The 24,599-nt window shown below is 54.5% G+C and carries 19 protein-coding genes and 1 pseudogene; 4 read left to right on the plus strand and 16 right to left on the minus strand.

What is annotated here, in order from left to right:
- Positions 1 to 56 precede the first annotated feature (56 nt).
- The 12 genes from nuoL to K6K13_RS14015 form a co-directional block, all read right to left on the minus strand.
- Complete coding sequence (nuoL, locus tag K6K13_RS13960) at positions 57 to 1,907, minus strand: NADH-quinone oxidoreductase subunit L (protein WP_222157551.1); 1,851 nt, start codon at positions 1,905 to 1,907, stop codon at positions 57 to 59.
- Positions 1,904 to 2,206, minus strand: coding sequence for an NADH-quinone oxidoreductase subunit NuoK (gene nuoK / locus K6K13_RS13965; RefSeq protein WP_222157552.1), 303 nt, complete (start codon positions 2,204 to 2,206; stop codon positions 1,904 to 1,906). Before nuoK ends, nuoL begins: the two co-directional genes overlap by 4 nt.
- Positions 2,203 to 2,748, minus strand: coding sequence for an NADH-quinone oxidoreductase subunit J (gene nuoJ, locus K6K13_RS13970; RefSeq protein ID WP_222157553.1), 546 nt, complete (start codon positions 2,746 to 2,748; stop codon positions 2,203 to 2,205). The genes nuoK and nuoJ overlap by 4 nt, the downstream gene beginning before the upstream one ends.
- A gap of 10 nt (positions 2,749 to 2,758) precedes the next feature.
- Positions 2,759 to 3,301: an NADH-quinone oxidoreductase subunit NuoI gene (gene nuoI, locus K6K13_RS13975; RefSeq protein ID WP_222157554.1), complete on the minus strand. Its 543-nt coding sequence runs from the start codon at positions 3,299 to 3,301 to the stop codon at positions 2,759 to 2,761.
- A 13-nt stretch (positions 3,302 to 3,314) separates the two neighbouring features.
- Complete coding sequence (gene nuoH / locus K6K13_RS13980; protein WP_222157555.1) at positions 3,315 to 4,292, minus strand: NADH-quinone oxidoreductase subunit NuoH; 978 nt, start codon at positions 4,290 to 4,292, stop codon at positions 3,315 to 3,317.
- Positions 4,289 to 7,024 carry an NADH-quinone oxidoreductase subunit NuoG gene (gene nuoG, locus K6K13_RS13985; RefSeq protein ID WP_222157556.1) on the minus strand — a complete coding sequence of 912 codons (2,736 nt, stop codon included), beginning with the start codon at positions 7,022 to 7,024 and terminating at the stop codon, positions 4,289 to 4,291. Before nuoG ends, nuoH begins: the two co-directional genes overlap by 4 nt.
- A gap of 108 nt (positions 7,025 to 7,132) precedes the next feature.
- Positions 7,133 to 8,482: an NADH-quinone oxidoreductase subunit NuoF gene (gene nuoF, locus K6K13_RS13990; RefSeq protein ID WP_222157557.1), complete on the minus strand. Its 1,350-nt coding sequence runs from the start codon at positions 8,480 to 8,482 to the stop codon at positions 7,133 to 7,135.
- On the minus strand, positions 8,479 to 9,012 hold the full coding sequence (nuoE, locus tag K6K13_RS13995) for an NADH-quinone oxidoreductase subunit NuoE (protein ID WP_222157558.1): 534 nt from the start codon (positions 9,010 to 9,012) through the stop codon (positions 8,479 to 8,481). The genes nuoF and nuoE overlap by 4 nt, the downstream gene beginning before the upstream one ends.
- 2 nt (positions 9,013 to 9,014) lie before the next feature.
- Positions 9,015 to 10,814 (minus strand): NADH-quinone oxidoreductase subunit C/D, encoded by a 1,800-nt coding sequence (nuoC, locus tag K6K13_RS14000; RefSeq protein WP_222157559.1) that lies wholly within the window; start codon positions 10,812 to 10,814, stop codon positions 9,015 to 9,017.
- 112 nt (positions 10,815 to 10,926) lie between these two features.
- Positions 10,927 to 11,601, minus strand: coding sequence for a NuoB/complex I 20 kDa subunit family protein (locus tag K6K13_RS14005; RefSeq protein ID WP_222157560.1), 675 nt, complete (start codon positions 11,599 to 11,601; stop codon positions 10,927 to 10,929).
- 17 nt (positions 11,602 to 11,618) lie between these two features.
- The gene (locus tag K6K13_RS14010; RefSeq protein WP_222157561.1) at positions 11,619 to 12,062 is read right to left on the minus strand and encodes an NADH-quinone oxidoreductase subunit A; all 444 of its coding nucleotides are present in this window, start codon (positions 12,060 to 12,062) and stop codon (positions 11,619 to 11,621) included.
- Positions 12,063 to 12,716: 654 nt separating this feature from the next.
- Positions 12,717 to 13,676: a LysR family transcriptional regulator gene (locus K6K13_RS14015; protein ID WP_222157562.1), complete on the minus strand. Its 960-nt coding sequence runs from the start codon at positions 13,674 to 13,676 to the stop codon at positions 12,717 to 12,719.
- Positions 13,677 to 14,166: 490 nt separating this feature from the next.
- Between K6K13_RS14015 and K6K13_RS14020 the strand changes: the two genes are divergently transcribed.
- A complete protein-coding gene (locus K6K13_RS14020; RefSeq protein WP_222161099.1) occupies positions 14,167 to 15,381 on the plus strand; it encodes a pyridoxal phosphate-dependent aminotransferase in 1,215 nt (404 codons plus the stop codon).
- Positions 15,382 to 15,495: 114 nt separating this feature from the next.
- Positions 15,496 to 16,095: a 5'-deoxynucleotidase gene (gene yfbR / locus K6K13_RS14025; protein WP_222161100.1), complete on the plus strand. Its 600-nt coding sequence runs from the start codon at positions 15,496 to 15,498 to the stop codon at positions 16,093 to 16,095.
- A gap of 333 nt (positions 16,096 to 16,428) precedes the next feature.
- Here yfbR and K6K13_RS14030 read toward each other — a convergent pair whose 3' ends face one another.
- The 4 genes and pseudogenes from K6K13_RS14030 to yfbV all read right to left on the minus strand — a co-directional run bounded on the left by K6K13_RS14030 (position 16,429) and on the right by yfbV (position 20,557).
- Positions 16,429 to 18,264: an SLC13 family permease gene (locus K6K13_RS14030; RefSeq protein WP_222157563.1), complete on the minus strand. Its 1,836-nt coding sequence runs from the start codon at positions 18,262 to 18,264 to the stop codon at positions 16,429 to 16,431.
- Positions 18,265 to 18,623: 359 nt separating this feature from the next.
- Positions 18,624 to 19,283, minus strand: a complete 660-nt coding sequence (locus tag K6K13_RS14035) for a sugar phosphatase (protein WP_222157564.1) — start codon at positions 19,281 to 19,283, stop codon at positions 18,624 to 18,626.
- 28 nt (positions 19,284 to 19,311) lie between these two features.
- A complete protein-coding gene (locus K6K13_RS14040; protein ID WP_222157565.1) occupies positions 19,312 to 19,806 on the minus strand; it encodes a YfbU family protein in 495 nt (164 codons plus the stop codon).
- A 295-nt stretch (positions 19,807 to 20,101) separates the two neighbouring features.
- Positions 20,102 to 20,557: pseudogene (gene yfbV, locus K6K13_RS14045) on the minus strand (terminus macrodomain insulation protein YfbV).
- A gap of 548 nt (positions 20,558 to 21,105) precedes the next feature.
- Here yfbV and ackA point away from each other — a divergent pair.
- Together ackA and pta are read left to right on the plus strand one after the other, a co-directional pair.
- Positions 21,106 to 22,308, plus strand: a complete 1,203-nt coding sequence (gene ackA, locus K6K13_RS14050) for an acetate kinase (protein WP_222157566.1) — start codon at positions 21,106 to 21,108, stop codon at positions 22,306 to 22,308.
- A 93-nt stretch (positions 22,309 to 22,401) separates the two neighbouring features.
- Complete coding sequence (pta, locus tag K6K13_RS14055) at positions 22,402 to 24,540, plus strand: phosphate acetyltransferase (protein WP_222157567.1); 2,139 nt, start codon at positions 22,402 to 22,404, stop codon at positions 24,538 to 24,540.
- Positions 24,541 to 24,599 lie beyond the last annotated feature (59 nt).

Raw genomic sequence — 24,599 nt, forward strand, 5'->3', positions numbered from 1 at the left:
CGCGTTTATCTCACGGCACGGTGTCACCTGATAATGGGGCATCAGATAACAGGCCATCAGATAAACTGTAACAATGCCAGCACCACAACCGCCCCTATGCCCATTGACGCAACATACCAGCGCAGCTGACCATTCTGACTGACGGCCAACCCTTTGTTGCTCCAACGCACCACCACGGCAGGCAAGCCCATCATCGCGTTCAACGGATCGCGTTGTAGCAGTTTGGCAATCGCCAGATACGGTTGTACGAAGACTTTGTCATACAGCCAGTCAAATCCCCAGGCGTGGAACCACCAGGTGGAGAAGAAGCGACCCGGAGCACTCTGCGCGACGCTGGTCACAAACTGGCGTTTACCCAGCCACAGCACCGCGGCCAGCAGAATACCGGCAATCGCCACCACGCCAGACGCAATTTCGAGCGTCAAGGTTCGGTCATGACCGAGTTCCGTGGTCTGTGGCAGCACACCGTGCAACGGCGGCACAATCAGTGCACCGACGAACGTGGAGAGTACCATCAGCACCAGTAACGGAATGTGGTGAGACAGCCCTTTGCCTGCGTGCGCTTTGGTTTTCGCTTCGCCATGGAACACGATGAAAATCATGCGGAAGGTGTACAGCGAGGTCATAAACGCCCCGGCCAGCCCCGCCATCATCAAATCCATATGACCGTTAGCCCAGGCACCCGCCAGGATTTCATCTTTACTGAAGAAGCCGGCGGTGACCAACGGCAGTGCCGCCAGCGCCGAGCCGCCAATCAGGAAACTGACGTACACCAACGGAATGGTTTTACGCAGTCCGCCCATCTTGAAGATGTTCTGTTCGTGATGGCAGGCAAGAATCACCGAGCCGGAGGCCAGGAACAACAACGCTTTAAAGAAGGCATGCGTCATCAGGTGGAAAATCGCCGCATCCCACGCCTGCACGCCCAGCGCCAGGAACATGTAACCAATCTGGCTCATGGTGGAGTAGGCCAACACGCGTTTGATGTCGCTCTGTACCAACGCGGCAAATCCCGCCAGCACCAGCGTCACGGCACCGACGATACCCACCAGATGCAGCACATCCGGCGCCATCAGGAACAAACCGTTGGTCCGGGCAATCAGGTAAACCCCAGCCGTTACCATGGTCGCGGCGTGGATCAGCGCGGAAACCGGCGTTGGACCAGCCATCGCATCCGCCAACCAGGTTTGCAGCGGTAACTGGGCAGATTTACCCACCGCGCCACCTAGCAACATCAGCGTTGCCCAGGTAATTGCCGGAGACCCTTCTGCCAGTTTCTGCGGTGCCAACACCATCAGTTCGCGGAAATTAAGCGTGCCCAACTCTTTGAACAGGATGAACAGCGCAAACGCCAGGAATACGTCACCGACGCGTGTCACGACGAAGGCTTTCATCGCCGCCGCACCGTTCTTCGGATTGGTGTAGTAGAAACCGATCAGCAGATAACTGCACAGCCCTACCCCTTCCCAGCCGAGGTACATCAGCAGCAGGTTATCCGCCAACACCAGGATCACCATGCTGGCAATAAACAGGTTGGTGTAGGCGAAGAAGCGAGAGTAGCCCTCTTCACCGCGCATGTACCAGGAGGCGAACAGATGAATAAAGAAGCCAACGCCCGTCACCACCGACAGCATGGTAAGAGACAAACCATCCAGCGCCAGACGGAAGGCAATGTTAAAATTGCCGACTGCCATCCAGGTCCACAGATGTTGCGTGAAAAAGGTCACGCCGCCATCATGGTGCTGCGCAAAGAAATCCATCGCGACCCAGCAGGTGGTCAATGCGGCCAACCCGATAGAACCCACACCCACGGTAGCCGCGGTGTTTTCCGACCAGCGACCGCGCGAAAATGCCAACAGCAAAAAGCCGAGCAGCGGGAATAATATGGTTAAGTAGAGTAAGTTCATCCGCGCATCTCACTGACAGTATCGATATTCAGGGTATGACGACGGCGATACATCTGGAGCAACAGCGCCAGACCGATGCTGGCTTCCGCTGCCGCCAGCGTGATCGCCAGAACATACATCACCTGCCCATCCGCGTGCCCCCAATAGCTGCCGGCAACCACAAACGCCAGCGCGGCGGCATTGATCATCACTTCCAGACTAATCAGCATAAACAAGAGGTTACGCCGAATAATCAGGCCCGTCAGGCCGAGAAAAAATAAAATGGCAGCCAAAGCTAACCCATGTTGTAACGGGATCATGCACGCTCCTCCGCCAGTTTCTTCTCGATCTCTTCTTTAGTCTGGCTATCGACCATCTTGTCCTCACGGCCCACGTGGAACGCTACCACCAGCCCGGCCAGCAACAGCATAGAGGCCAATTCCACCGCCAACACATAAGGTCCAAACAGCGTGATGCCAACGGCTTTGGCATCAATCATGTTCCCTGTGATTTCCGCGCTGCTGATACTGAAAATGGCGCGAACCACTACGAGCAGCAGAACCAGCGCCAGCACCGCCGGGCCAATCCACACGCTCGGTTTCAACCAGGCACTTTCCTGTTGGTCTACGCTATTCAAGTTCAGCATCATCACCACAAACACGAACAGCACCATGATGGCACCGGCATAAACGATGATTTCTACCGCCCCGGCGAAATACGCCCCCAGCGAGAAAAATACACCGGAGATAGCCAGCAGCGAGACGATTAAATACAACAATGCATGTACAGGGTTAGTGTGAGTAATCACACGTAGGGTCGCCAGAATGGCGATTAACCCCGATGCATAAAACGCGAATTCCATGCTCGGCTCCTTAGGGCAACAGGCCTTTGACATCAATGGGTTTGGCTTCGTTTTCGGCGTCGCCCTTCTCTTTCCCATCGATAGCCATACCCGCCATCCGGTAGAAGTTGTATTCCGGGTATTTACCGGGCCCTGAGATCAACAGATCTTGTTTCTCGTACACCAGATCCTGGCGCTTGTACTCGCCCATTTCAAAATCCGGCGTCAGCTGAATCGCGGTGGTCGGGCACGCTTCCTCACAAAAGCCGCAGAAAATGCAGCGCGAGAAGTTGATGCGGAAAAACTCGGGATACCAACGGCCATCCTTCATTTCCGCTTTCTGCAACGAGATACAGCCGACCGGACAGGCAACGGCGCACAGGTTACAAGCAACACAACGCTCCTCACCATCCGGATCGCGCGTCAGCACAATGCGACCACGATAGCGTGGGGGTGGGTTGACCGGCTCTTCCGGATACATTTTGGTTTCACGCTTTTTGAAGGCGTTGGACCCGACCATACAGATACTGCGTACCTGGGTACCGAAACCAACCACAATGTCTTTTATCTTCATGGTTCAGTTCCCTTTACTGTGCGTTGTACAAAATCACGGCCGCCGTCGCCAGCAGATTAAGCAGCGTTAACGGCAAGCAGACGGTCCACCCGAAGGTCATCACCTGGTCATAGCGCGGACGCGGCAACGAGGCACGGATCAGGATGAACATCATCATGAAGAAGCCGGTTTTCAGCGCAAACCAAACGAAAGGCGGTAACAACGGCCCATGCCAGCCGCCGAAGAACAGCGTTACCATCAGCGCCGATACGGTCACGATGCCGATGTATTCCCCGACGAAGAACAGACCGAATTTCATACCGGAATATTCGATGTGGTAACCATCCGCCAGTTCTTGCTCCGCTTCCGGTTGGTCGAAAGGATGGCGGTGGCACACCGCTACACCGGCGATGGCAAAGGTCAAAAAGCCGAAGAACTGCGGAATGACGTTCCACAAGTGCGCTTGAGATTCGACGATATCGCGCATGTTGAACGAGCCCGCCTGTGCGACCACGCCCATCAGCGACAGACCGAGAAACACTTCGTAGCTCAGCGTTTGTGCTGATGCACGCACCGCCCCAAGCAGGGAGTATTTGTTACCGCTCGCCCAACCAGCGAACAGCACGGCGTACACCGCCAGCCCCGCCATCATCAGGAAGAACAGTAGGCCGATGTTTAAATCGGCTACGCCCCAGGTCGGTGTGACCGGCACAATCGCAAACGAGAGCAACAGCGAGGTAAAGGCAATGACCGGTGCCAGCGTGAAAATCACGCGGTCGGTAAAGCGCGGCACCCAGTCCTCTTTAAAGAACATCTTGATCATGTCAGCAACCAGCTGCAATGATCCGCCCCAGCCCACGCGGTTAGGTCCGTAACGCCCTTGGAACAGCCCCAGAAGGCGACGTTCGCCCATACTCATGAATGCGCCGCAGGTGACGACCACCAGCAGGATCACCACGGCTTTGCCGACAGCGATCAAGGTATCCATAACCTCCGGTGTTAACCAGCTCATTGTGCAGCCTCCCGCAGACTTTCAATGGTTGCCCCTGCCAGCGACGGCGCAATACCTGGGAACCCTAACGGCAATCCAACCTGTCCCTGGCGCAGAGCGTCGCTCAGTCGCAGCGGCAGGCGCAGGGTCTGGCCCTGACAGCGCAGCTCAAGCAGCGCGCCAGCGTTAACCCCCAGCAGCGCGGCATCGGCAAGACTGACCATCACGTAAGCCTCATCCATACGTTGTTGGATAACCGCAGCGCGCTGCGTCATCTCTTCACTGCCGAACAGATGGTAGTAAGGTGCGACGCGCCACTGTCCCGGCTGTGCGTTAAACGCTGCCGGAATGGCGTCAAAGTAACCCAGTTTGCCTTCGCCCGCTTCGATCAAACGCACACCCGGATCGCCATGGCGCAGATGACCGCCCACTTCGTCCTGGAATTTGTTCCACGCCTGCGGGGAGTTCCAACCGGGAGACCAGGCAAACGGAATCTGCTGGCGCGCGGCCGTCGGGCTGTTGTTCCCTTCCATCGAGAAGGCGAACATGGTGTCTTTGTCTTGTGGCTGACGCGGTTCATGCACGCTGATATTGGCGCGCATCGCGGTACGGCCACTGGAGCGATTGGGCGAACGCGCCAGTTTCTGCCCGTTGATACGGAAATTGGCGTCTGGCGCAGCGTCTTTGATACCCGCCAGCTGCGGCAACGCGGTTACACAGGCATCAATCACGTGATCCAGCTGTGTCCAATCGACCTTGCGGCTCTGGTAGGTGGTCGCCAGCGAATGCAACCAACGCCAGCTTTCCAGCATCACCACGCTGTTGTCGTAGTAGGCCGGATCGTACACCTGGAAGAAACGCTGAGCGCGACCTTCCTGATTGATCAGCGTACCGTCGCTTTCAGCAAAACTGGCGGCAGAGAGGATTAACGACGCGTTGTCCATGATCGCGGTGCGCTGATGATCCAGCACGATCAGATTGGTGGCTTTCGCCAGCGCTGCATCGACACGCGCCTGCGGGGCGTGACGATAGAGATCGTTTTCCAGCACCACCACGCTATCGGCGGCACCGCTCTCCAACTGCGCCAGCGCATCGTCCAGCGAACCGCCACCCATCATTGACAGGCCAATGCTGTTTGCCGCAGAAGCGACAAAGGTCACACCAACATCAGAACCACGTTGTTTAAGCGCTTTCGCCACGTTGGCTGCCGCTTCGATAATCGCTTCGCTACCAGAATGGGTACCAGAGATAATCAGCGGCTTTTTAGCGCCTGCCAGTGCCTGCACGATAACGTCAACTTTCGGTGCCAGCGACGCATCCAAATCGGTGACTGCAGGGGCATTTTCATCCAATGCGTGAGCAATGGCGAAGCCAAGGCGCGCCTGATCCTCTACCGGTGCGCGGTAGTTCCAGGCAGCGATATCATCCAGACGGGTTTTATCTACCGAGGTCATAAACAGCGGATGCTTGGCGTGTTGGCCGATGTTGAGAATGGCCGCAATCTGCCAGTCTGCCACTTTTTGTGCCGCCGCCATTTCACGCGCTTTCCCCTTCACCGCCTGACGTACCGCCAGCGCAATACGCGCGCCGGTTTGGGTCAAATCTTCACCCAGCACCAGTACGGCGTCATAGCTTTCGATATCACGCAGCATCGGGGTACGTACACCGCTGTCGCGCAACACGTTGAGGATCAGCTGTAAACGCGCCTGCTCAGCGTGGGCAATACCGGTGTAGAAACTTTCCGCCCCCACCAATTCGCGCAACGCAAAGTTGCTTTCTACGCTGGCGCGCGGAGAGCCAATACCGATGACGCGTTTTGACTGACGCAGCACATCCGCCGCCCCTTGCAACGCCTGATCGGCATTCAGGGCAATCCAGTCATCGCCACGACGCTGCAACGGCTGACGCGGACGATCTTTCGCATTGACGTAGCCATAACCAAAACGGCCACGGTCACACAGGAAATAGTGGTTCACGCTACCGTTGTAGCGGTTTTCGATACGACGCAGCTCGCCGTAACGCTCGCCGGGGCTGGTGTTACACCCGACGCTGCACTGCTGGCAGACGCTGGGCGCAAACTGCATATCCCATTTGCGGTTGTAGCGCGCAGAGTGGGTTTTATCGGTGAACACCCCAGTCGGACACACTTCGACCAGGTTGCCGGAAAATTCACTTTCCAACACGCCATCTTCAGGACGACCAAAGTAGACGTTGTCATGGGCACCATACACGCCCAAATCAGTGCCACCGGCGTAGTCCTTGTAGTAACGCACACAGCGATAGCAGGCGATGCAGCGGTTCATCTCATGAGAGATAAACGGCCCCAGATCCTGATTGCGGTGAGTACGTTTGGTAAAGCGATAGCGGCGGAAGTTGTGTCCCGTCATCACCGTCATATCCTGTAAATGACAGTTACCACCCTCTTCGCAGACCGGACAGTCGTGCGGGTGGTTAGTCATCAGGAATTCGACGATGGTTTTACGGAACAGTTTGGCTTCCTCATCGTCGATGGCGATAAACGCGCCATCGGTTGCGGGGGTCATGCAGGACATGACCAGACGGCCACGCGTGTCCTCCGCATTCTGGTACTGCTTCACCGCGCAGAGGCGGCAGGAACCGACGCTACCCAGCGCGGGATGCCAGCAAAAGTAAGGAATATCAAGCCCCAGCGTCAGACAAGCCTCTAGCAGGTTGTCCGAGCCGTTCACCTCATACTCTTTGCCGTCTACATGAATCGTAGCCATAGTCAGCATGCTTCCATAATGGCCCGTGTTGCCACAGGCGCTAATCAAAAATTCTGTAATAAGAGCAGGCTATCCGCCAGCGGAGACGTGTTTCGTCTCCTGTTATTGTCGGCTTGATTACCAACGCTCTTTCAGCAGGTTCGGCTGAATACCGCCAATTGCTTTGGTATTTCCCAGATATTGCGGCGCAATACCCGCTTCAAATTCGTCACGGAAATACTTGATAGCACTTTGCAACGGCTCAACGGCACCTGGCGCATGGGCGCAGAAGGTGTTACCCGGCCCCAGGAAGCGGCACAGTTGTTCCAGCGTTTCAATATCGCCGGGTTGCCCTTCGCCTCGCTCCAGCGCTCGCAGGATCTTCACGCTCCACGGTAAACCGTCACGACACGGTGTACACCAGCCACAAGATTCACGGGCAAAGAACTCTTCGAGATTACGGGTCAGACCCACCATGTTGATCTCGTGATCGACCGCCATGGCCAACGCCGTGCCGAGACGGCTGCCTGCCTTGGCGATATGCTCGAAATCCATCGGCAGATCGAGGTGCGCTTCAGTGAAGAAATCGGTCCCCGCGCCGCCCGGCTGCCAGGCTTTGAATTTAAACCCGTCGCGCATGCCGCCCGCATAGTCTTCCAAAATCTCGCGTGCCGTGGTGCCAAACGGCAGTTCCCACAAACCAGGGTTTTTCACCCGGCCAGAGAACCCCATCAGTTTGGTCCCTGCATCCTTACTCTTGCCAGCAGACAGCCCCTGATACCATTCGGCACCGTGTGCGATAATCGCAGGCACGTTACACAGGGTTTCTACGTTGTTTACGCAGGTCGGTTTGCCCCACGCGCCGGCAGAGGCTGGGAACGGTGGCTTGGAACGCGGATTCGCACGCCGGCCTTCCAGTGAGTTGATCAGCGCGGTTTCTTCACCACAGATATAACGACCGGCGCCGGTGTGCACGAACAGTTCGAAATCGAATCCGCTACCGAGAATATTTTTGCCGAGCAGGCCCGCCTGTTTGGCTTCTTCGATGGCGCGACGCAGGTTAACGGCTGCCTCTACGTATTCGCCACGCAGGAAGATATAGCCGCGATAGACCTTAAGCGCGAACGCGCTGATCAACATGCCTTCCACCAGCAGGTGCGGCAGTTGTTCCATCAGCAGACGGTCTTTGTAGGTGCCCGGCTCCATCTCATCCGCGTTACACAGCAGATAGCGGATGTTCATGCTTTCGTCTTTCGGCATCAGGCTCCATTTCAGCCCCGTGGAGAAGCCCGCACCGCCGCGCCCTTTCAGGCCCGCGTCTTTTACCAGGCTAACCACCTCGTCCTGAGCCATACCGCTGAGCGCTTTCTGCGCCGCCACATACCCATTCTTTGCGCGGTATTCGTCAAGCCATACCGGCTGCTTATCATCGCGCAGACGCCAGGTCAGCGGATGCTGTTCGGGCGTCAAAATCCTGTTCATACTCATTGATACGGCTCCAATAGCGAATCGATATCGTCAGGCTTGACATGACTGTGCGTGTCCTCGTCGATCATCATCGACGGGCCTTTGTCACAGTTGCCCAGGCAGCAGGTCGGCAGCAGGGTGAAACGGCCGTCAAAGGTGGTTTGACCGGGCTTGATCTTCAGTTTTCGCTCCAGCGCTGCTTGCACGCCCTGAAAACCGTTGATGTAACACACCACGCTGTCGCAATAGCGAATCACGTGTCGTCCGACCGGTTGACGGAAAATCTGGCTGTAAAACGTCGCCACGCCTTCCACATCGCTGGCCGGAATCCCCAGAATGTCAGCAATGGCATGGATAGCGCCATCCGGCACCCAGCCACGATGTTTCTGAACAATTTTCAACGCTTCGATGGACGCCGCACGCGCATCTTCGTAATGATGTTTCTCATGCTCGATGGCATCGCGCTCAGCGTCGCTCAATACAAAAACAGACTCGTTCGGCGCGGCATCGGCTGCGGCGTTAATAGGTTGTTGAGTGTCTTGATCATGCATAATTAGCGATCCACATCTGACATAACGAAATCAATACTCCCGAGATACACGATCAGGTCAGACACCAGACAACCGCGAATCACGGAAGGGATCTGCTGCAAATGCGCGTAGCTTGGGGTGCGAATACGGGTGCGGTAGCTCATGGTGCCGCCGTCGCTGGTCAGGTAATAACTGTTGATGCCTTTCGTCGCTTCGATCATCTGGAACGATTCGTTTTCCGGCATCACCGGCCCCCAGGAAACCTGAAGGAAGTGGTTGATCAGCGTTTCAATGTGCTGCAACGTGCGCTCTTTCGGCGGCGGCGTGGTCAGCGGGTGATCGGCCTTGAACGGGCCTTCCGGCATGTTGTTCAGGCATTGCTCCAGAATCCGCAAGCTCTGGCGCAGCTCTTCCACTTTCAGCATGACGCGGGCATAGCAGTCACTGATGCCATCGCCGACCGGGACTTCAAAGTCAAAGTTTTCATAGCCGGAGTACGGACGCCATTTACGCACGTCGAACGCCACGCCGGTGGCGCGCAGTCCCGCCCCTGTGACGCCCCACTCCAAGGCTTCTTTAGCGTTGTACGCTGCCACGCCTTGCGTACGACCTTTGAGGATGGTGTTTTTCAGCGCAGCGGTGACGTAGGTATCCAGACGCTTGGGCATCCAGTCCAGGAATTCACGCAGCAGACGTTCCCAGCCGCGCGGCAGGTCGTGCGCCACCCCGCCGATGCGGAACCAGGCCGGGTGCATACGGAAACCGGTGATGGCTTCCACCAAATCATAAATTTTCTGGCGATCGGTAAAGGCAAAAAAGACCGGCGTCATGGCGCCAACGTCTTGAATAAAGGTACTGATGTAAAGCAGGTGGCTGTTTATTCTGAACAGCTCTGAGAGCATGACGCGGATAACGTTCACACGTTCCGGCACCACAATCCCTGCCAGTTTCTCTACGGCTAATACATAGGGCATTTCATTGACGCAGCCGCCCAGGTATTCGATACGGTCGGTATACGGGATATAGCTGTGCCAGGACTGGCGCTCGCCCATCTTCTCCGCACCGCGGTGGTGATAGCCCACATCAGGAATACAATCGACAACCTCTTCACCATCCAGTTGCAAGATGATGCGAAACGCCCCGTGTGATGAGGGGTGGTTCGGACCGAGGTTAAGGAACATGAAATCTTCGTTTTCCGTCCCGCGCTTCATGCCCCAGTCTTCCGGTTTGAAGGTCAGGGATTCCATCTCCAGATCTTCTTTCTGCTTGGTCAGCACAAAGGGATCGAATTCAGTAGCTCGCGCCGGGTAGTCTTTGCGCAACGGGTGCCCTTCCCACGTCTGCGGCATCATAATGCGCGTCAGGTGTGGGTGCCCATCAAACGTGATACCGAACATATCCCACACTTCACGCTCATACCAGTTGGCGTTAGGGAACAGTTTCACCATGGTCGGCAGGCGCAGGTCATTTTCAGACAATGGCACCTTGATCATGATGTCGCGATTACGTTCAATGGAGATAAAGTGATAGAAGACGGAGTAGTCTGCAGCAGGCAAGCCTTCACGGTGAGTGCGCAGGCGCTCATCCACCCCGTGCAGATCGAACAGCATCACATAGGGTTTAGGCAGTTTTTTCAGGAACGCGACAACGTCCAGTAATTGCTCACGCTTTACCCAAACAACGGGCATCCCGGTACGGGTTGCCTGCACGGTAAAGGCTTCGGGTCCAAAACGGTTACACAGCTCGCCAACGACGGGATCATCCCGGTGATCGCGGGTAGCCCAGGCCGGCTGCGCGAGGTCGTGCGTCGTTAAATCTGTCATAAATAGGTCACCACGGTAATTTTGCCATTCTGTTAATGGTGCGGCTGCCGTTTATTATCTTGCTACCCTGTGAGAGTAGTATTACGCAGCCAATCTGCTTGCCATTAACAGATTAAATCTCGTCAGGCGAACGCAGGTTCGTCACCGCAATACGCTCTTCACGTTTGCGTTCGCGCTCAGATTGCATGTTGGCGCGATACACGCCCTGCTCTCCCACCACCCATGACAGAGGGCGGCGCTCTTGACCAATAGACTCTTTGAGCAGCAGCAACGCTTGCATATAGGCTTCAGGACGCGGCGGGCAGCCCGGGATATAAACATCTACCGGCAGGAACTTATCAACGCCCTGCACTACAGAGTAGATGTCGTACATGCCGCCGGAGTTGGCGCACGCCCCCATGGAAATCACCCATTTCGGCTCCAGCATCTGTTCATACAGGCGTTGAATGACCGGGGCCATTTTGGTGAAACAGGTTCCGGCCACCACCATGAAGTCAGCCTGACGCGGCGAAGCACGTAACACTTCAGAACCAAAGCGCGCCACATCATGCACGGCAGTGAACGAAGTCACCATTTCCACATAGCAGCAGGAAAGACCGAAGTTGTAGGGCCACAGTGAATTCTTGCGGCCCCAGTTAACCGTATCGTGTAAGGCATGCTCCAGGTTTCCCATGAAGACACTGCGGTGAACATGCTGTTCCAGGGGATCGGTGACGATCTCCTGGCGTTGCAGGGGATAACGGTCATTCTCACCGTCCGGCTCTATGCGGGTGAGCGTATAGTCCATCTTAAAGTGCCTCGCTGTTACTGCGGATGAGTGTTGGTAGTGTTAACCGGAAAGTCAGACTTGATAACCTGCCGTTTTGAACGCGTCGGCGTCCAGTCGAGCGCGCCGATACGGACCAGGTAGACCAACCCCGCCAACAACACCAAAATGAAAATGGCAGCTTCGATGAAGCCCAGCCAGCCGCTTTCCCGAATGGAAACGGCCCAGGCATAGAGATACAGGGCTTCAACGTCGAAAATAACGAAAAACATGGCAACCAGATAGAACTTGGCGGACAGGCGCATACGCGCAGAGCCAACCGAGTCAATCCCGGATTCATAGGGAACGTTCTTTGCCCTTGCCCTGGCTCTCCCGCCTAGCAGGAAGCCGCCCAGCAGCATGAAGCCGCACAGGCCGACGGCGATGATAACGAATAGCGCAAATGCCCAGTGATGGGCGAGGATTTCAGTCGTTGTTGACATTCTCTTGCTTACTCATCAAAAGTGACGTTGAACACCTGCTCTACTGGCAGTTAAGGCGTCACATCGATTAAAAGGAAGGATAATCACCCTGCAAATAGTGCGTAAAACATCTACGTTAAGTGCTTTTTGCAGTGGTTGCGTCCTTTATTTTGTAACCTTTTTTCAACCTTACTAAAAATAACAGCACATAACTTAACATGCACGCTGTTTTGTTAACATTTCACTTTTCAGGCTTCAGCTAAATCGAGTCAGTTTGGCTCTTACAGGTACAATTGTTAACAACCTGCTAGCTAAAGGATAGGTGATAATGCACAAGCACTATACCATTTTCGTGCGGAAAACCCGGTCCCCCTTAGCGTTAATAGGGTTATTTTTTGATCCAACACACAATTTTGTCAATTTAGTTAGTAAAAAAACCCAATTGTCAGCGCCAATGTTAACAGCTGAAAGTTTGCAACATTCATTTGAAAAATAAGAAACGGCTTTTCATAAAATACAAAGCCTTAGAAAGCGGGTGGAATAACGATAAAAGGAACGCGTGTGAATGGGAATAATCACGAAGTGGGATAATCAGAAAGGAGTAAAAAACGGGCATAGCCGTGACGGCGTCCTGCTACTACGCCATACCCGTATGAACGTGTGCAACGTTCTGAATTACATAAACAGGGCGTTTTTCAGCGCCGCCTCCCCCTCACTGGTGCTGTTATCGTCACTGGCTGAGGCACCAGAGAGCAACGCGCCACGATAGTAGTGGCCGGACGCTACCACATTGAAAATGGCATCGGCCAACGTGTTGCTTTCTTGCAGGCGTTTGCACAAAAAATATTGCGTATCGGGAAGCACCGGTAAACCGTCTGCCGTTCCCAATACCCTCAGTTCCGGGTTCATCATCTCAACCGTTCGCACCGTCACGCCCAGGCCAGCCTTCACCGCAGCACGCACTGCCGGGAGCGTTGACGCGACATAGGCAATACGCCAGGGGATGCCCGCCTCATTGAGCAAGGTGATCGCCAATGCGCGGAAATTGCTGGGTTCATCCAGTAACACCAGCGACACGGGTTCGTCCTGACGAAAGCGATAATCCGCTGCGCAATACCACATGGTCGGAGAGGTGCGCAGCAAAATTTGCTCAGCACTATCGCTCGACATGGTGGTAATAGCCAAATCAATCGCTTTTTTTTCCAGCATACTGTGCAGTTCTGGGCTAGGCTTTACGCTAACGTCAATGGTCAGTTTGGGAAACAGCGTGGTCACGCGATGCAAAAGCGTAGGCAAAATGTTATCTGCCGTATTTTCACACGCGCCGATCGCCAGCGAGCCAAGCATGTCGCTGTACATCAGCGAGGTGCAGGCTTCATCGTTAAATTGCAGGATCTTGCGGGCATAACCCAGAAACTGCACGCCGTGTTCCGTCAGCAATTTGTTTCGACCGTGGCGGGCGAACAGCTCTTTCCCCACCAGTTGCTCCAGTCGTTGCATTTGTTGGCTCACCGCAGATTGCGTGCGGCAAACCGCCACGGCGGCGGCAGCGAAAGTGTTCAAATCCGCTACCGCTACAAACGTTCTGAGTAGATCGAGATCAAGATTGAGTACCGATCGATTTGCATTGGCCATACGATTTTCACTTATCTATTTTAGTATTTAACAAACATTCCTGGTGTTTTATTACATGTATAGTTAATTACAATACATGTTGAAACAGTATCGCAGTCGTTCGATTAGGGCAAAAAAATACTCACGTTTCGTTACCATTATCGCCTTTTCATCCAGCCGCTAACGCCCCCACCAAATAGTGTCGGGAATCATTATCCGCTCGGTAAAAAAACAACCGCTCCGCCTTTATACTGGAAATTATATTTTCACGCTCCGAATAAATAGCCTGAGGAAAAGAAAGGCGCACAGGATGCGTTATCTCCCTTTTTCAAAGAGGGATTAATGCAATTCAATGGGGATATCGATGCACAGTAACAGTGCAGCCGCCCACTGCATTGCACTAAAATCGACGATCATTCTTCAAAAGGGGTAAACACAGGAGTACATTAGGCAGGTTATGCTATTTCATCGCGAAATACGCTTTTCCTGAAAAAGGTTCGCTCTATCTATGATGTCTCCCATTGAGAAGTCTAAAAAGCTGGATAATGTTTGCTATGACATTCGCGGTCCGGTGCTAAAAGAAGCCAAGCGCCTGGAAGAAGAAGGAAATAAAGTACTCAAACTCAACATCGGCAACCCTGCGCCGTTCGGTTTCGATGCACCGGATGAAATTCTGGTCGATGTCATCCGTAATTTACCGACTGCGCAAGGTTACTGCGACTCCAAAGGACTTTATTCCGCGCGTAAGGCCATTGTGCAGCATTATCAGGCACGCGGAATGCGTGAAATGACGCTGGAAGATGTGTATATCGGCAACGGCGTCTCCGAACTGATCGTGCAATCCATGCAAGCGTTGCTCAACACGGGCGATGAGATGCTGGTTCCGGCACCGGATTATCCGCTGTGGACCGCCGCAGTCTCATTATCCAGTGGGCATGCGGTGCACTATCTGTGTGATGAAGAAGCCGGGTGGTTCCCCGATCTGGACGACATTCGCAGCAAGATCACCCCCCGCACGCGCGGTATCGTGATCATCAACCCCAACAACCCTACCGGTGCCGTCTACAGCAAAGCGCTGCTGATGGAAATAGTAGAAATTGCACGCCAGCACAACCTGATTATTTTTGCCGACGAGATCTACGACAAAATTCTGTACGACGAAGCACAGCATCACTCCATCGCCGCACTGGCGCCGGATCTGCTGACGGTAACGTTTAATGGTTTATCTAAAACTTACCGGGTAGCCGGCTTTCGTCAAGGATGGATGGTGCTAAACGGCCCGAAAAAACACGCGAAAGGCTATATCGAAGGCTTGGAAATGCTAGCGTCGATGCGCCTGTGTGCCAACGTGCCTATGCAACATGCCATTCAGACTGCGCTGGGCGGTTATCAGAGCATCAGTGAGTTCATCCACCCCGGTGGCCGCTTGTATGAGCAGCGTCTGCGCGCCTGGGAGCTGATCAACCAGATCCCCGGAGTCTCCTGTGTCAAACCGCAAGGCGCGCTTTACATGTTCCCACGTATCGATGCCAAGCGTTTCAATATCCATGATGACCAAAAAATGGTGTTGGATCTGCTGCTGCAAGAAAAAGTGCTGCTGGTACAAGGTACCGCGTTTAACTGGCCACACCCGGATCACGTGCGTATCGTCACGCTGCCGCGTGTGGATGAGCTGGATTCCGCTATTCACAAGCTGGGCCGTTTCTTATCGCACTACCATCAGTAACCCCTCTTGTTTACATCACGCCTGCGCCTCATTTTCCACGATGTGCAGGCGTTTACATCCTTCCCGAGAGCGGCCACAATGTCTGATTATGGTGCTGCCGTCTGAGAGAGCATGATGAATCAGAGTCACTTTTTCGCCCACTTGTCCCGTTTGAAACTGATTAGCCGCTGGCCGCTGATGCGCAACGTGCGCACTGAAAACGTGTCTGAGCACAGCCTTCAAGTAGCTTTTGTTGCTCACGCGCTGGCGGTGATCAAAAACCGCAAATTCAACGGCAACCTGAATGCAGAACGCATCGGAATGCTGGCGATGTACCACGATGCCAGCGAGGTGCTGACTGGGGACATGCCGACCCCTATCAAATATTTCAATGCGCAGATCGCCCATGAATATAAGAAGATAGAAAAGCTGGCACAGCGCAGCCTGATCGCCATGTTGCCGCCCGAATTACAGCAGGATTATCGCCAACTGATTGATGACAGTTGCTGTAGTGAAGAAGAGCACGCCATCGTCAAACAGGCGGATGCCCTGTGCGCTTACCTGAAATGTCTTGAAGAACTTTCGGCCGGTAACAGCGAGTTCGCCCTTGCCAAAACCCGACTGGAAAAGAAGCTGCAACAGCGCCAAAGCCCGGAGATGGACTACTTTATGGAGGTGTTTATCCCGAGTTTTAGCCTGTCGCTGGATGAGATCAGTCAGGGTTCCACCCTGTAAGTTATTATCAGCGTGCAACGCTGGCGTTGATATCGGTATTTCTGTTAGTGCTGTTAAGGTTTCGTGCGCGAAAGCTCGCGTGATTCTCTGTACACCAAGGTGCACGCGCCCGACATGGGGCGGCTCAATCGCCGTCGCCCCATGGCCCCTGGCTTTTCGCAAGAAATTGTGCCGCTACGCGGTTCCCTCGGTACCCGTGTCCGCGATTCGGGCCGTCAGCGACGCGCTCCCGGCGCGGCGCGGCCTTTCGCCGCATCCATGCGCCTCACCCGGCGGCCCCGCCCACCTCGGCACAATTTTTTATGCGAATCAAAAAAAACCTAAAACCCATAGTTAAAAACCATAAAGCCACGGCACCATGATCACGCTGACAATCATCACCAGCACGGTGAACGGCACACCCACTTTCACGAAATCACCAAAGCGGTAGCCGCCCGGGCCGAGCACCAGCGTGTTCACCGGTGACGAAACCGGTGTCATGAATGCCGCCGATGCGGCGATAGCCACGATCATGGCGAAGGGATACGGCGAAACCCCCATCTGTTTTGCCGCAGCAATGGCGATGGGGGCCATCAACACCGCGGTAGCGGTGTTGGAAATAAAGAGTCCGATGGTCGCACACAGCACAAACAGGCACACCAGCATCACTTGCGGCCCTGCGCCGCCGGCAATGTCCATCAGTCCGTTAACAATCAGCGTCACACCACCGGTTTGCTGAAGCGCCAGCGCAAACGGCATCATCCCGACGATCAAAATCAAGCTCGGCCAGTGGATTGCACGGTAAGCGCTCTCCATATCGATGCAGCGAAATTTACCCATCAGCAAACAGGCAATCAAGGCGGCAATCGCATTGGGGATCTCGTCGGTCAGCATCATGGCGACCATCAGCGCCAGACAGAACAGCGCGTGCGGAGCCTGACTTACCGCGGGCGCAACATCATCCACTTCGGCGGGCAGGTTCAACACCAGCATCACGTGCTTTTGCGATTGCAGTTGGCGGATCATTCGCCAATCGCCAATCACCAGCAGGATATCTCCCAGTTGCAGCGGTTCGTCGGCCAGCAATCCGTCCATCGCCTCACCATTGCGGCGGATACCCACCACGGAAAGCCCGTAACGGCTACGAAAGCCTACGTCATAAAGCGTCTTGCCAATCAGTTCAGAGTCAGGGATCAGCGACACTTCAGCCATCCCGACATCGCGCGCCTGTTCGGAAAAGTACTCACCGCGCAGCACCATCGGTTCCAAGCGCTGCGAGGCGCAAAATTCACGCAAATCAACCTCAGAGGCTGACATATCGATCAGCAACACATCGTTTAAACGCAGTTCGGTGTTGCCCGCCACGCTGACCATCACGCGACGGAACTTACGCCAGCGTTCAATCCCCACCACGTTAGCACCGTAGCGCTGGCGCAACCGCAAATCATCAAGGCGGTGGCCAATAAAAGGTGAACCCGGCAGTATCGCCAAACGACGCGCCCTGCCCGTCAGTTTGTAATCGCGTATCAGATCGCGAAACGTCTTACGCTTCCATCCCTCTTTGTTCGCCGCTAGCGGATCGACACCGCTCAGCCAGAATCGAGCCACCAGCATGTAAGCGATGCCCAGCAGCAGCAGCACGATACCAATCGGCGTGACGCTGAAAAAGCCGAAACCGTGGTTGCCATCACGCATCAGCTCACTGCTTACCACCATGTTGGGCGGCGTCGCCACCAGCGTCATCATCCCGCTGATCAGGCCGGCAAAACTGAGCGGCATCATCAGCCGCCCTGGTGAGGTTTTCATTTTGGCCGACACGCTCAGCACCACAGGGATAAAGATCGCCACCACGCCAGTGGAACTCATAAACGCGCCCAGCGCCGCCACGGTCAGCATCAGCAGCACCAACATTTTGATCTCACTGTTGCCCGCAACGCGAATCAGCCACTCCCCGACCTGATAGGCCACACCGGTTCTGACCAGCCCTTCGCCAATAACAAACAGCGCGGCTATAAGGATCACATTGGGGTCGCTGAAGCCGACTAGCGCATCCGACAGCGTTAAGGTACCGCTCAGCACAAAGGCGATGATCACCAGCAGCGCCACCACATCCATGCGTAGCTTATTGTTGCTAAACAATAAGATAGCGATCAACAGCAGGGATAACACCCAGAGCAGTTCGCGGTTCAAAAGATCCTCCCGAAAAAACGCGTAAGCCAGCGGCAACACGGTCACTTATAACCGTTCAGATGGTAACAGCCTAAAAAATCACGCTTAACCCAAGTCTGTTTGGGTAGTCTGCCATAAAAAAACCCCGCCGAGGCGGGGTTTTGATCATATTTAGTTACGCTTTTATACCCTAAATAATTCGAGTTGCAGGACAAAACGTTAACGTTTTGAACAGCGCCTGCGCTGGCCCTTTAGGGCGAGACGCATTTATGCGTCTCGTAACGCGGCAAGGGAGCGAATCCCGATGAGCTTACATAAGTAAGTGATTCGGGTGAGCGAGTGCCGCCAACGCACATGCAACTTGAAGTATAACGGGTATATCAATCGGTTAGCTTATGCACCCGGACACCGTTCGGGGTGGGGTTCAGGGTCAGTTGCGTCAGCGATGTCAGAACCATATCAACGTCCTCTAACGCCAGGGTATCCGCTGGGGCATTGACGGCAATCACCCGGCAGCCTGCCGCTAACCCGGATTCCAGTCCGGCAGGTGCATCTTCTACCACCACGCATTCATGCGGTTCCAGACCCAGGCTTGAAGCACCGAGCAGGTAAGCATCCGGCTGCGGCTTACCGCGAGCCACCTGCTCGGCGGTAATAAATACCTGCGGCTGGGGCAATTGCCCGGCACGATGACGCGCATGGGCGATAGGCACGGTACCTGATGTCACGATAGCCCAGGGAATGCCGAGCGCGTTAAGACGCTCAAGGAGCAGGCTTGCGCCCGGCATCGCCTGCACGCCTTGCGTGTCAGACGCTTCGGTACGTTCCAGCTCATCAAACTCACGCTGGATCTCCGCTTCGCTTTTACCCTGTAAAAAGTGGCGCAGCGAGGTGATCGCCTGTTTACCATGGATAAAATCAAGCACCTCCTGGGGTTCAATATCATGGGCTACCGCCCAATTAACCCAGGCACGCTCCACGGCTGGCAATGAATCCACCAACGTACCATCCAAATCAAACAGGAAACCTTTACACTCCACAACCACCTCTTTGTTTTATTTCACCGGTTCAGGCATTGATGATTTGCGCAATCTCTACGGCACTTAAATGATACTGACGTGGACAGGACACCCACACCGCCAGCATGCGGTTATATTTTTCCCACATTTTGGTCTGTGCGTTGAAACCGTGAGTACCGGAATCGAAATGCGGATAGCGACCTTCCACATGCACCATAAAACGCACAAAGCCGAGGTAGCGCGCTTCGGTCGCGGCATCAAAGCCCAAAAAGGTCAGACGACGCTGATCCAGATCCTTGCGGTCTTTCAGGTTATCCCAGGAAACCTGCAAGGCGTGGTGCATTTCCATGATATTGATGATGGTGCGGCACACGTCTTCACTGAGTTCGCCAAATTCCCGATCCAACTCACGCATTTGTAGCCCATAGCCACGCTCGACGATGGTTTGCAGCCGACGATAGCGTTCTGCATTGTCCGGATCCATCATCGTCATCATTTTGTATTGATTCGAAAGGATCAATCTCTGAGCATTGGTCATTTCCATCGTGCTCTCCTGAACCTCTATAGTACCGGCCTGACGCCGCTGACTCGTTTAACCTGATATAAGAATCGCATACCCCCAAGTGGGAAGATAGCGCTAGCCTCCGGTTTTTTGATTTAAAACAGAGGGGAAGGACAAAATCATGCTATCTACATTCTCTACCCTAAATAATTCGAGTTGCAGGAAGGCGGCAAGTGAGTGCATCCCGATGAGCTTACTACGGTAAGTGATTCGGGTGCACGAGCACAGCCAACGTACCTGCAGCTTGAAGTATGACGGGTAAAAAGGGTGAAAACGGTCACAGATCGTCTAAGAAAGTTTTGTCCAGCTGTTTAAAAGCACGTTTCAGCACGTCGGCCAGCATCTGATATGTGGGTTTACCTTCAATCGGTGCCAACGCCTGCCCTGCCTCTTGCAGTTTAAGGCGGAGATCGTGGAACCATTCGGAAAGCGTTGGCGGTAACGGCGATACCGAACGGCGACCTAACCACCACAGTCCCTGTAACGGCAGGCTACAGGCAAACAGTGCGGTCGCCACCGCTGGCCCCAGTTGGCCGCCCAGCGCAATCTGCCAGGTTAAGGTGAACACAGCCAGCGGTGGCATAAAACGAATGCCAAACTAGGTAGCACGTACTACGCGGTTTTCAGGAAAAACAGGCGCCAGACGTTTATCCAGCGGCCAGGTTTTCATATAATGCTGCCCGTAATGGAGTAAACGCCATCCCCCGCGTTTGTCAGTTGGTTGAGATTTCATGGCGACTCCTTTGTTACCGTTTCAGTTATTACCATTTTCAATTGCATCATCAAAATAACAGATAAAAAATAAAATCCTAAAACAAGCCAGCAACTCTATTTGATAAACTTAAAATATATTTTGTGTTTGCCTGACGCTATCGGTATCCTACCTCGGCGTAGGTCGCAATCTATACTAAAGTAGTCATGTCACTAAACCAACGTGGTCATGCTGCATGCCAGAATAACGATCCTTTCACCGTCGTACTTGATGATGAATGCCGTTTTCAACTGTATTAACTACAGCATAGGCAAAAAACAGGGGACCATTGGTGCGGGCGCGACATTTATCGCCTTATTTTTCGCCACATGCTTTTCAGGGCCGATATGTCATCTTCGCACGCCGTGCATCCAGTATGCTATGCGAATAGGCCATATCGGCGCTTTTTCATGGTCATGTCAGGGAAATCACACCGTGCCATGACGTTAGTCATAAATGTCAGCGGCTGTTTAGGCTACGCTACGCGCTGTTTGACATTTGTTCACCATGTATAACAAGTAGGTACTTCCATGTCGAGTAAGTTAGTACTGGTTCTTAACTGCGGTAGTTCATCCCTGAAGTTCGCTATCATCGATGCTGTTAACGGGGAAGAGTACCTGTCAGGTCTGGCCGAGTGTTTCCACCTTCCTGAAGCCCGTCTCAAATGGAAAATGGATGGTGCCAAGCAGGAAGCTGCGTTGGGCGCAGGCGCTGCACACAGCGAAGCGTTGAACTTCATTGTTAACACCATTCTGGCACAGAAACCGGAACTCTCCGCGCAACTGGTTGCTATCGGTCACCGTATCGTACACGGCGGCGAGAAATTCACCCAGTCTGCCGTGATCAACGACGACGTACTGCAAGGCATCAAAGATTCCGTGCCGTTCGCGCCGCTGCACAACCCGGCTCACCTGATTGGTATCGACGAAGCCCTGAAATCATTCCCGGCGTTGGCAAACAAAAACGTTGCCGTATTCGACACCGCATTCCACCAGACCATGCCGGGAGAATCCTACCTGTATGCGCTGCCGTACAAACTGTACTCCGAGCATCACGTTCGCCGCTATGGCGCACACGGCACCAGCCACTTCTTTGTGACCCAACAGGCCGCAGAAGCGCTGAACAAGCCGGTTGACGAAGTTAACCTGATCACTTGCCACCTGGGCAACGGCGGTTCCGTAACCGCAGTGCGTAACGGTAAGTGTGTTGATACCTCCATGGGTCTGACCCCGCTGGAAGGTCTGGTCATGGGCACCCGCAGCGGTGACATCGACCCGGCGATCATCTTCCACCTGCATGATTCTCTGGGCATGAGCGTTGAGGCTATCAACAAGCTGCTGACCAAAGAATCTGGTCTGCTGGGCCTGACCGAAGTCACCAGCGACTGCCGCTATGTTGAAGATAACTACACCACCAAGGCTGATGCCAAACGTGCCATGGACGTGTATTGCCACCGTCTGGCCAAATACATCGGTGCCTACAGTGCGCTGATGGAAGGCCGTCTGGATGCCGTTATCTTCACCGGCGGTATCGGTGAAAACGCCGCAATGGTGCGTGAACTGACGTTGAACAAACTGGGCCTGCTGGGCTTTGAAGTCGACCACGAACGCAACCTGGCCGCTCGCTTCGGCAACGGCGGCAACATCAGCAAAGAGGGCTGCCGCCCTGCGCTGGTGATCCCGACCAACGAAGAGTTGGTTATCGCGCAAGACGCCCTGCGTCTCACCGCGTAAGACAAGTAATCCCACACCGTCAGCCAAGGCTGACGGTGTCGTTTCTGACCAAGCTGTTTTTGACTCAGCGAGCAACCGTAAAGAGGTTTAGCCGTGTCCCGTACAATCATGTTGATCCCCACTGGCACCAGCGTTGGTCTGACAAGCGTCAGCCTGGGTGTCATTCGTTCCATGGAACAAAAAGGCGTGCGCCTGAGCGTGTTTAAACCGATCGCGCAGCCGCGTTCTGGCGACAATACGCCGGATCAGACCACCACTATCATCCGCGCCAACTCAGCCATCACTGCGGCTGAACCGTTGAAAATGAGCCACGTTGAAGCGCTGCTCAGTTCCAACCAGCAAGACGTGCTGATGGAAGAGATCATCGCCAACTACCACGAAAACACCAAAGATGCAGAAGTGGTGTTGGTAGAAGGTCTGGTGCCAACGCGCAAACATCAGTTTGCCAACGCGCTGAACTATGAAATCGCCAAAACCCTGAACGCCGAAATCGTGTTCGTTATCGCACTGGGCAACGACTCTCCGGACCAGTTGAAAGAGCGCATCGAACTGGCTCGCAGCAGCTTTGGCGGCAGCAAGAACAAAAACATCACTGGCGTTATCATCAATAAACTGAACGCCCCGGTGGATGAGCAAGGTCGTACCCGTCCTGATTTGTCTGAAATCTTCGACGATTCCAGCAAAGCAGACGTGCCGAACGTCGATCCGAAACAACTGTTTGCCAACAGCCCGTTGCCGGTGCTGGGTTGCGTGCCGTGGAGCTTCGATCTGATCGCCACTCGCGCTATCGACATGGCAAAACACCTGAATGCCCGCATCATCAATGAAGGCGAGATTCAGACCCGTCGTGTGAAAACCGTGACCTTCTGTGCACGCAGCATCCCACACATGTTAGAACATTTCCGTCCGGGTTCCCTGCTGGTGACCTCAGCGGATCGTCCTGACGTGCTGGTCTCCGCGTGCCTGGCGGCCATGAACGGCGTTGAAATCGGTGCCGTACTGCTGACTGGCGGTTATGAAATCGATGCCAGCATCGCCAAACTGTGCGAACGCGCCTTCCAGACTGGCCTGCCGGTATTTATGGTAGACACCAACACCTGGCAGACCTCGCTCAGCCTGCAAAGCTTCAGCCTGGAAGTACCGGCTGATGACAGCGAACGCGTTGAGAAAGTCCAAGACTACGTGGCTCGCCACATCGACAGCCAGTGGATCGAGTCCCTGAGCGCCGCGTCTGAGCGTTCTCGTCGTCTGTCTCCACCGGCATTCCGCTATCAGTTGACCGAACTGGCACGCCAGGCGGGAAAACGCGTTGTGCTGCCGGAAGGCGACGAACCGCGTACCGTGAAAGCCGCCTCTATCTGTGCCGAACGTGGTATTACACACTGCGTACTGCTGGGTAACCCGGAAGAGATCCAACGCGTTGCTGCTGCACAGGGTGTTGAACTGGGCAAAGGCATCGAGATTGTCGATCCGGAAGCGGTTCGCGAACGCTATGTTCCGCGTCTGGTTGAGCTGCGTAAGAGCAAAGGCATGACCGAAGTGGTTGCGCGTGAGCAACTGGAAGACAACGTAGTGCTGGGCACCCTGATGTTGGAACAAGGCGAAGTTGACGGTCTGGTTTCCGGTGCCGTTCACACAACCGCTAACACCATTCGTCCGCCGTTGCAGCTGATCAAAACCTCTCCGGGCAGTTCACTGGTCTCTTCCGTGTTCTTTATGCTGCTGCCGGAACAAGTGTTTGTCTACGGTGACTGCGCCATCAACCCGGATCCGACCGCCGAACAACTGGCCGAAATTGCGATTCAGTCCGCTGATTCCGCCGCTGCGTTTGGTATCGATCCGCGCGTTGCCATGATCTCCTACTCCACCGGGAACTCCGGTGCGGGCAGCGACGTGGAAAAAGTGCGTGAAGCTACCCGTCTGGCACAGGAAAAACGCCCGGACCTGGTGATCGATGGTCCGTTGCAATACGACGCCGCAGTAATGGCCGACGTTGCAAAATCCAAAGCGCCGAATTCACCGGTTGCTGGCCAAGCTACCGTGTTCATCTTCCCGGATCTGAACACCGGTAACACCACGTACAAAGCGGTACAGCGTTCTGCTGACCTGATCTCCATCGGGCCAATGCTGCAAGGCATGCGTAAGCCGGTTAACGATCTGTCCCGTGGCGCACTGGTAGACGATATCGTTTACACCGTTGCCCTGACTGCCATTCAGGCTACCCAGCAGTAATTTCGGGTAACCCACGGCGAGTGGCAAACCGCCACTTCAGCACCCATCCCCTCGCAACG

It is taken from the genome of Symbiopectobacterium purcellii (genome assembly GCF_019797845.1).
In the GTDB taxonomy this organism is placed as follows: Bacteria; Pseudomonadota; Gammaproteobacteria; order Enterobacterales; family Enterobacteriaceae; genus Symbiopectobacterium; species Symbiopectobacterium purcellii.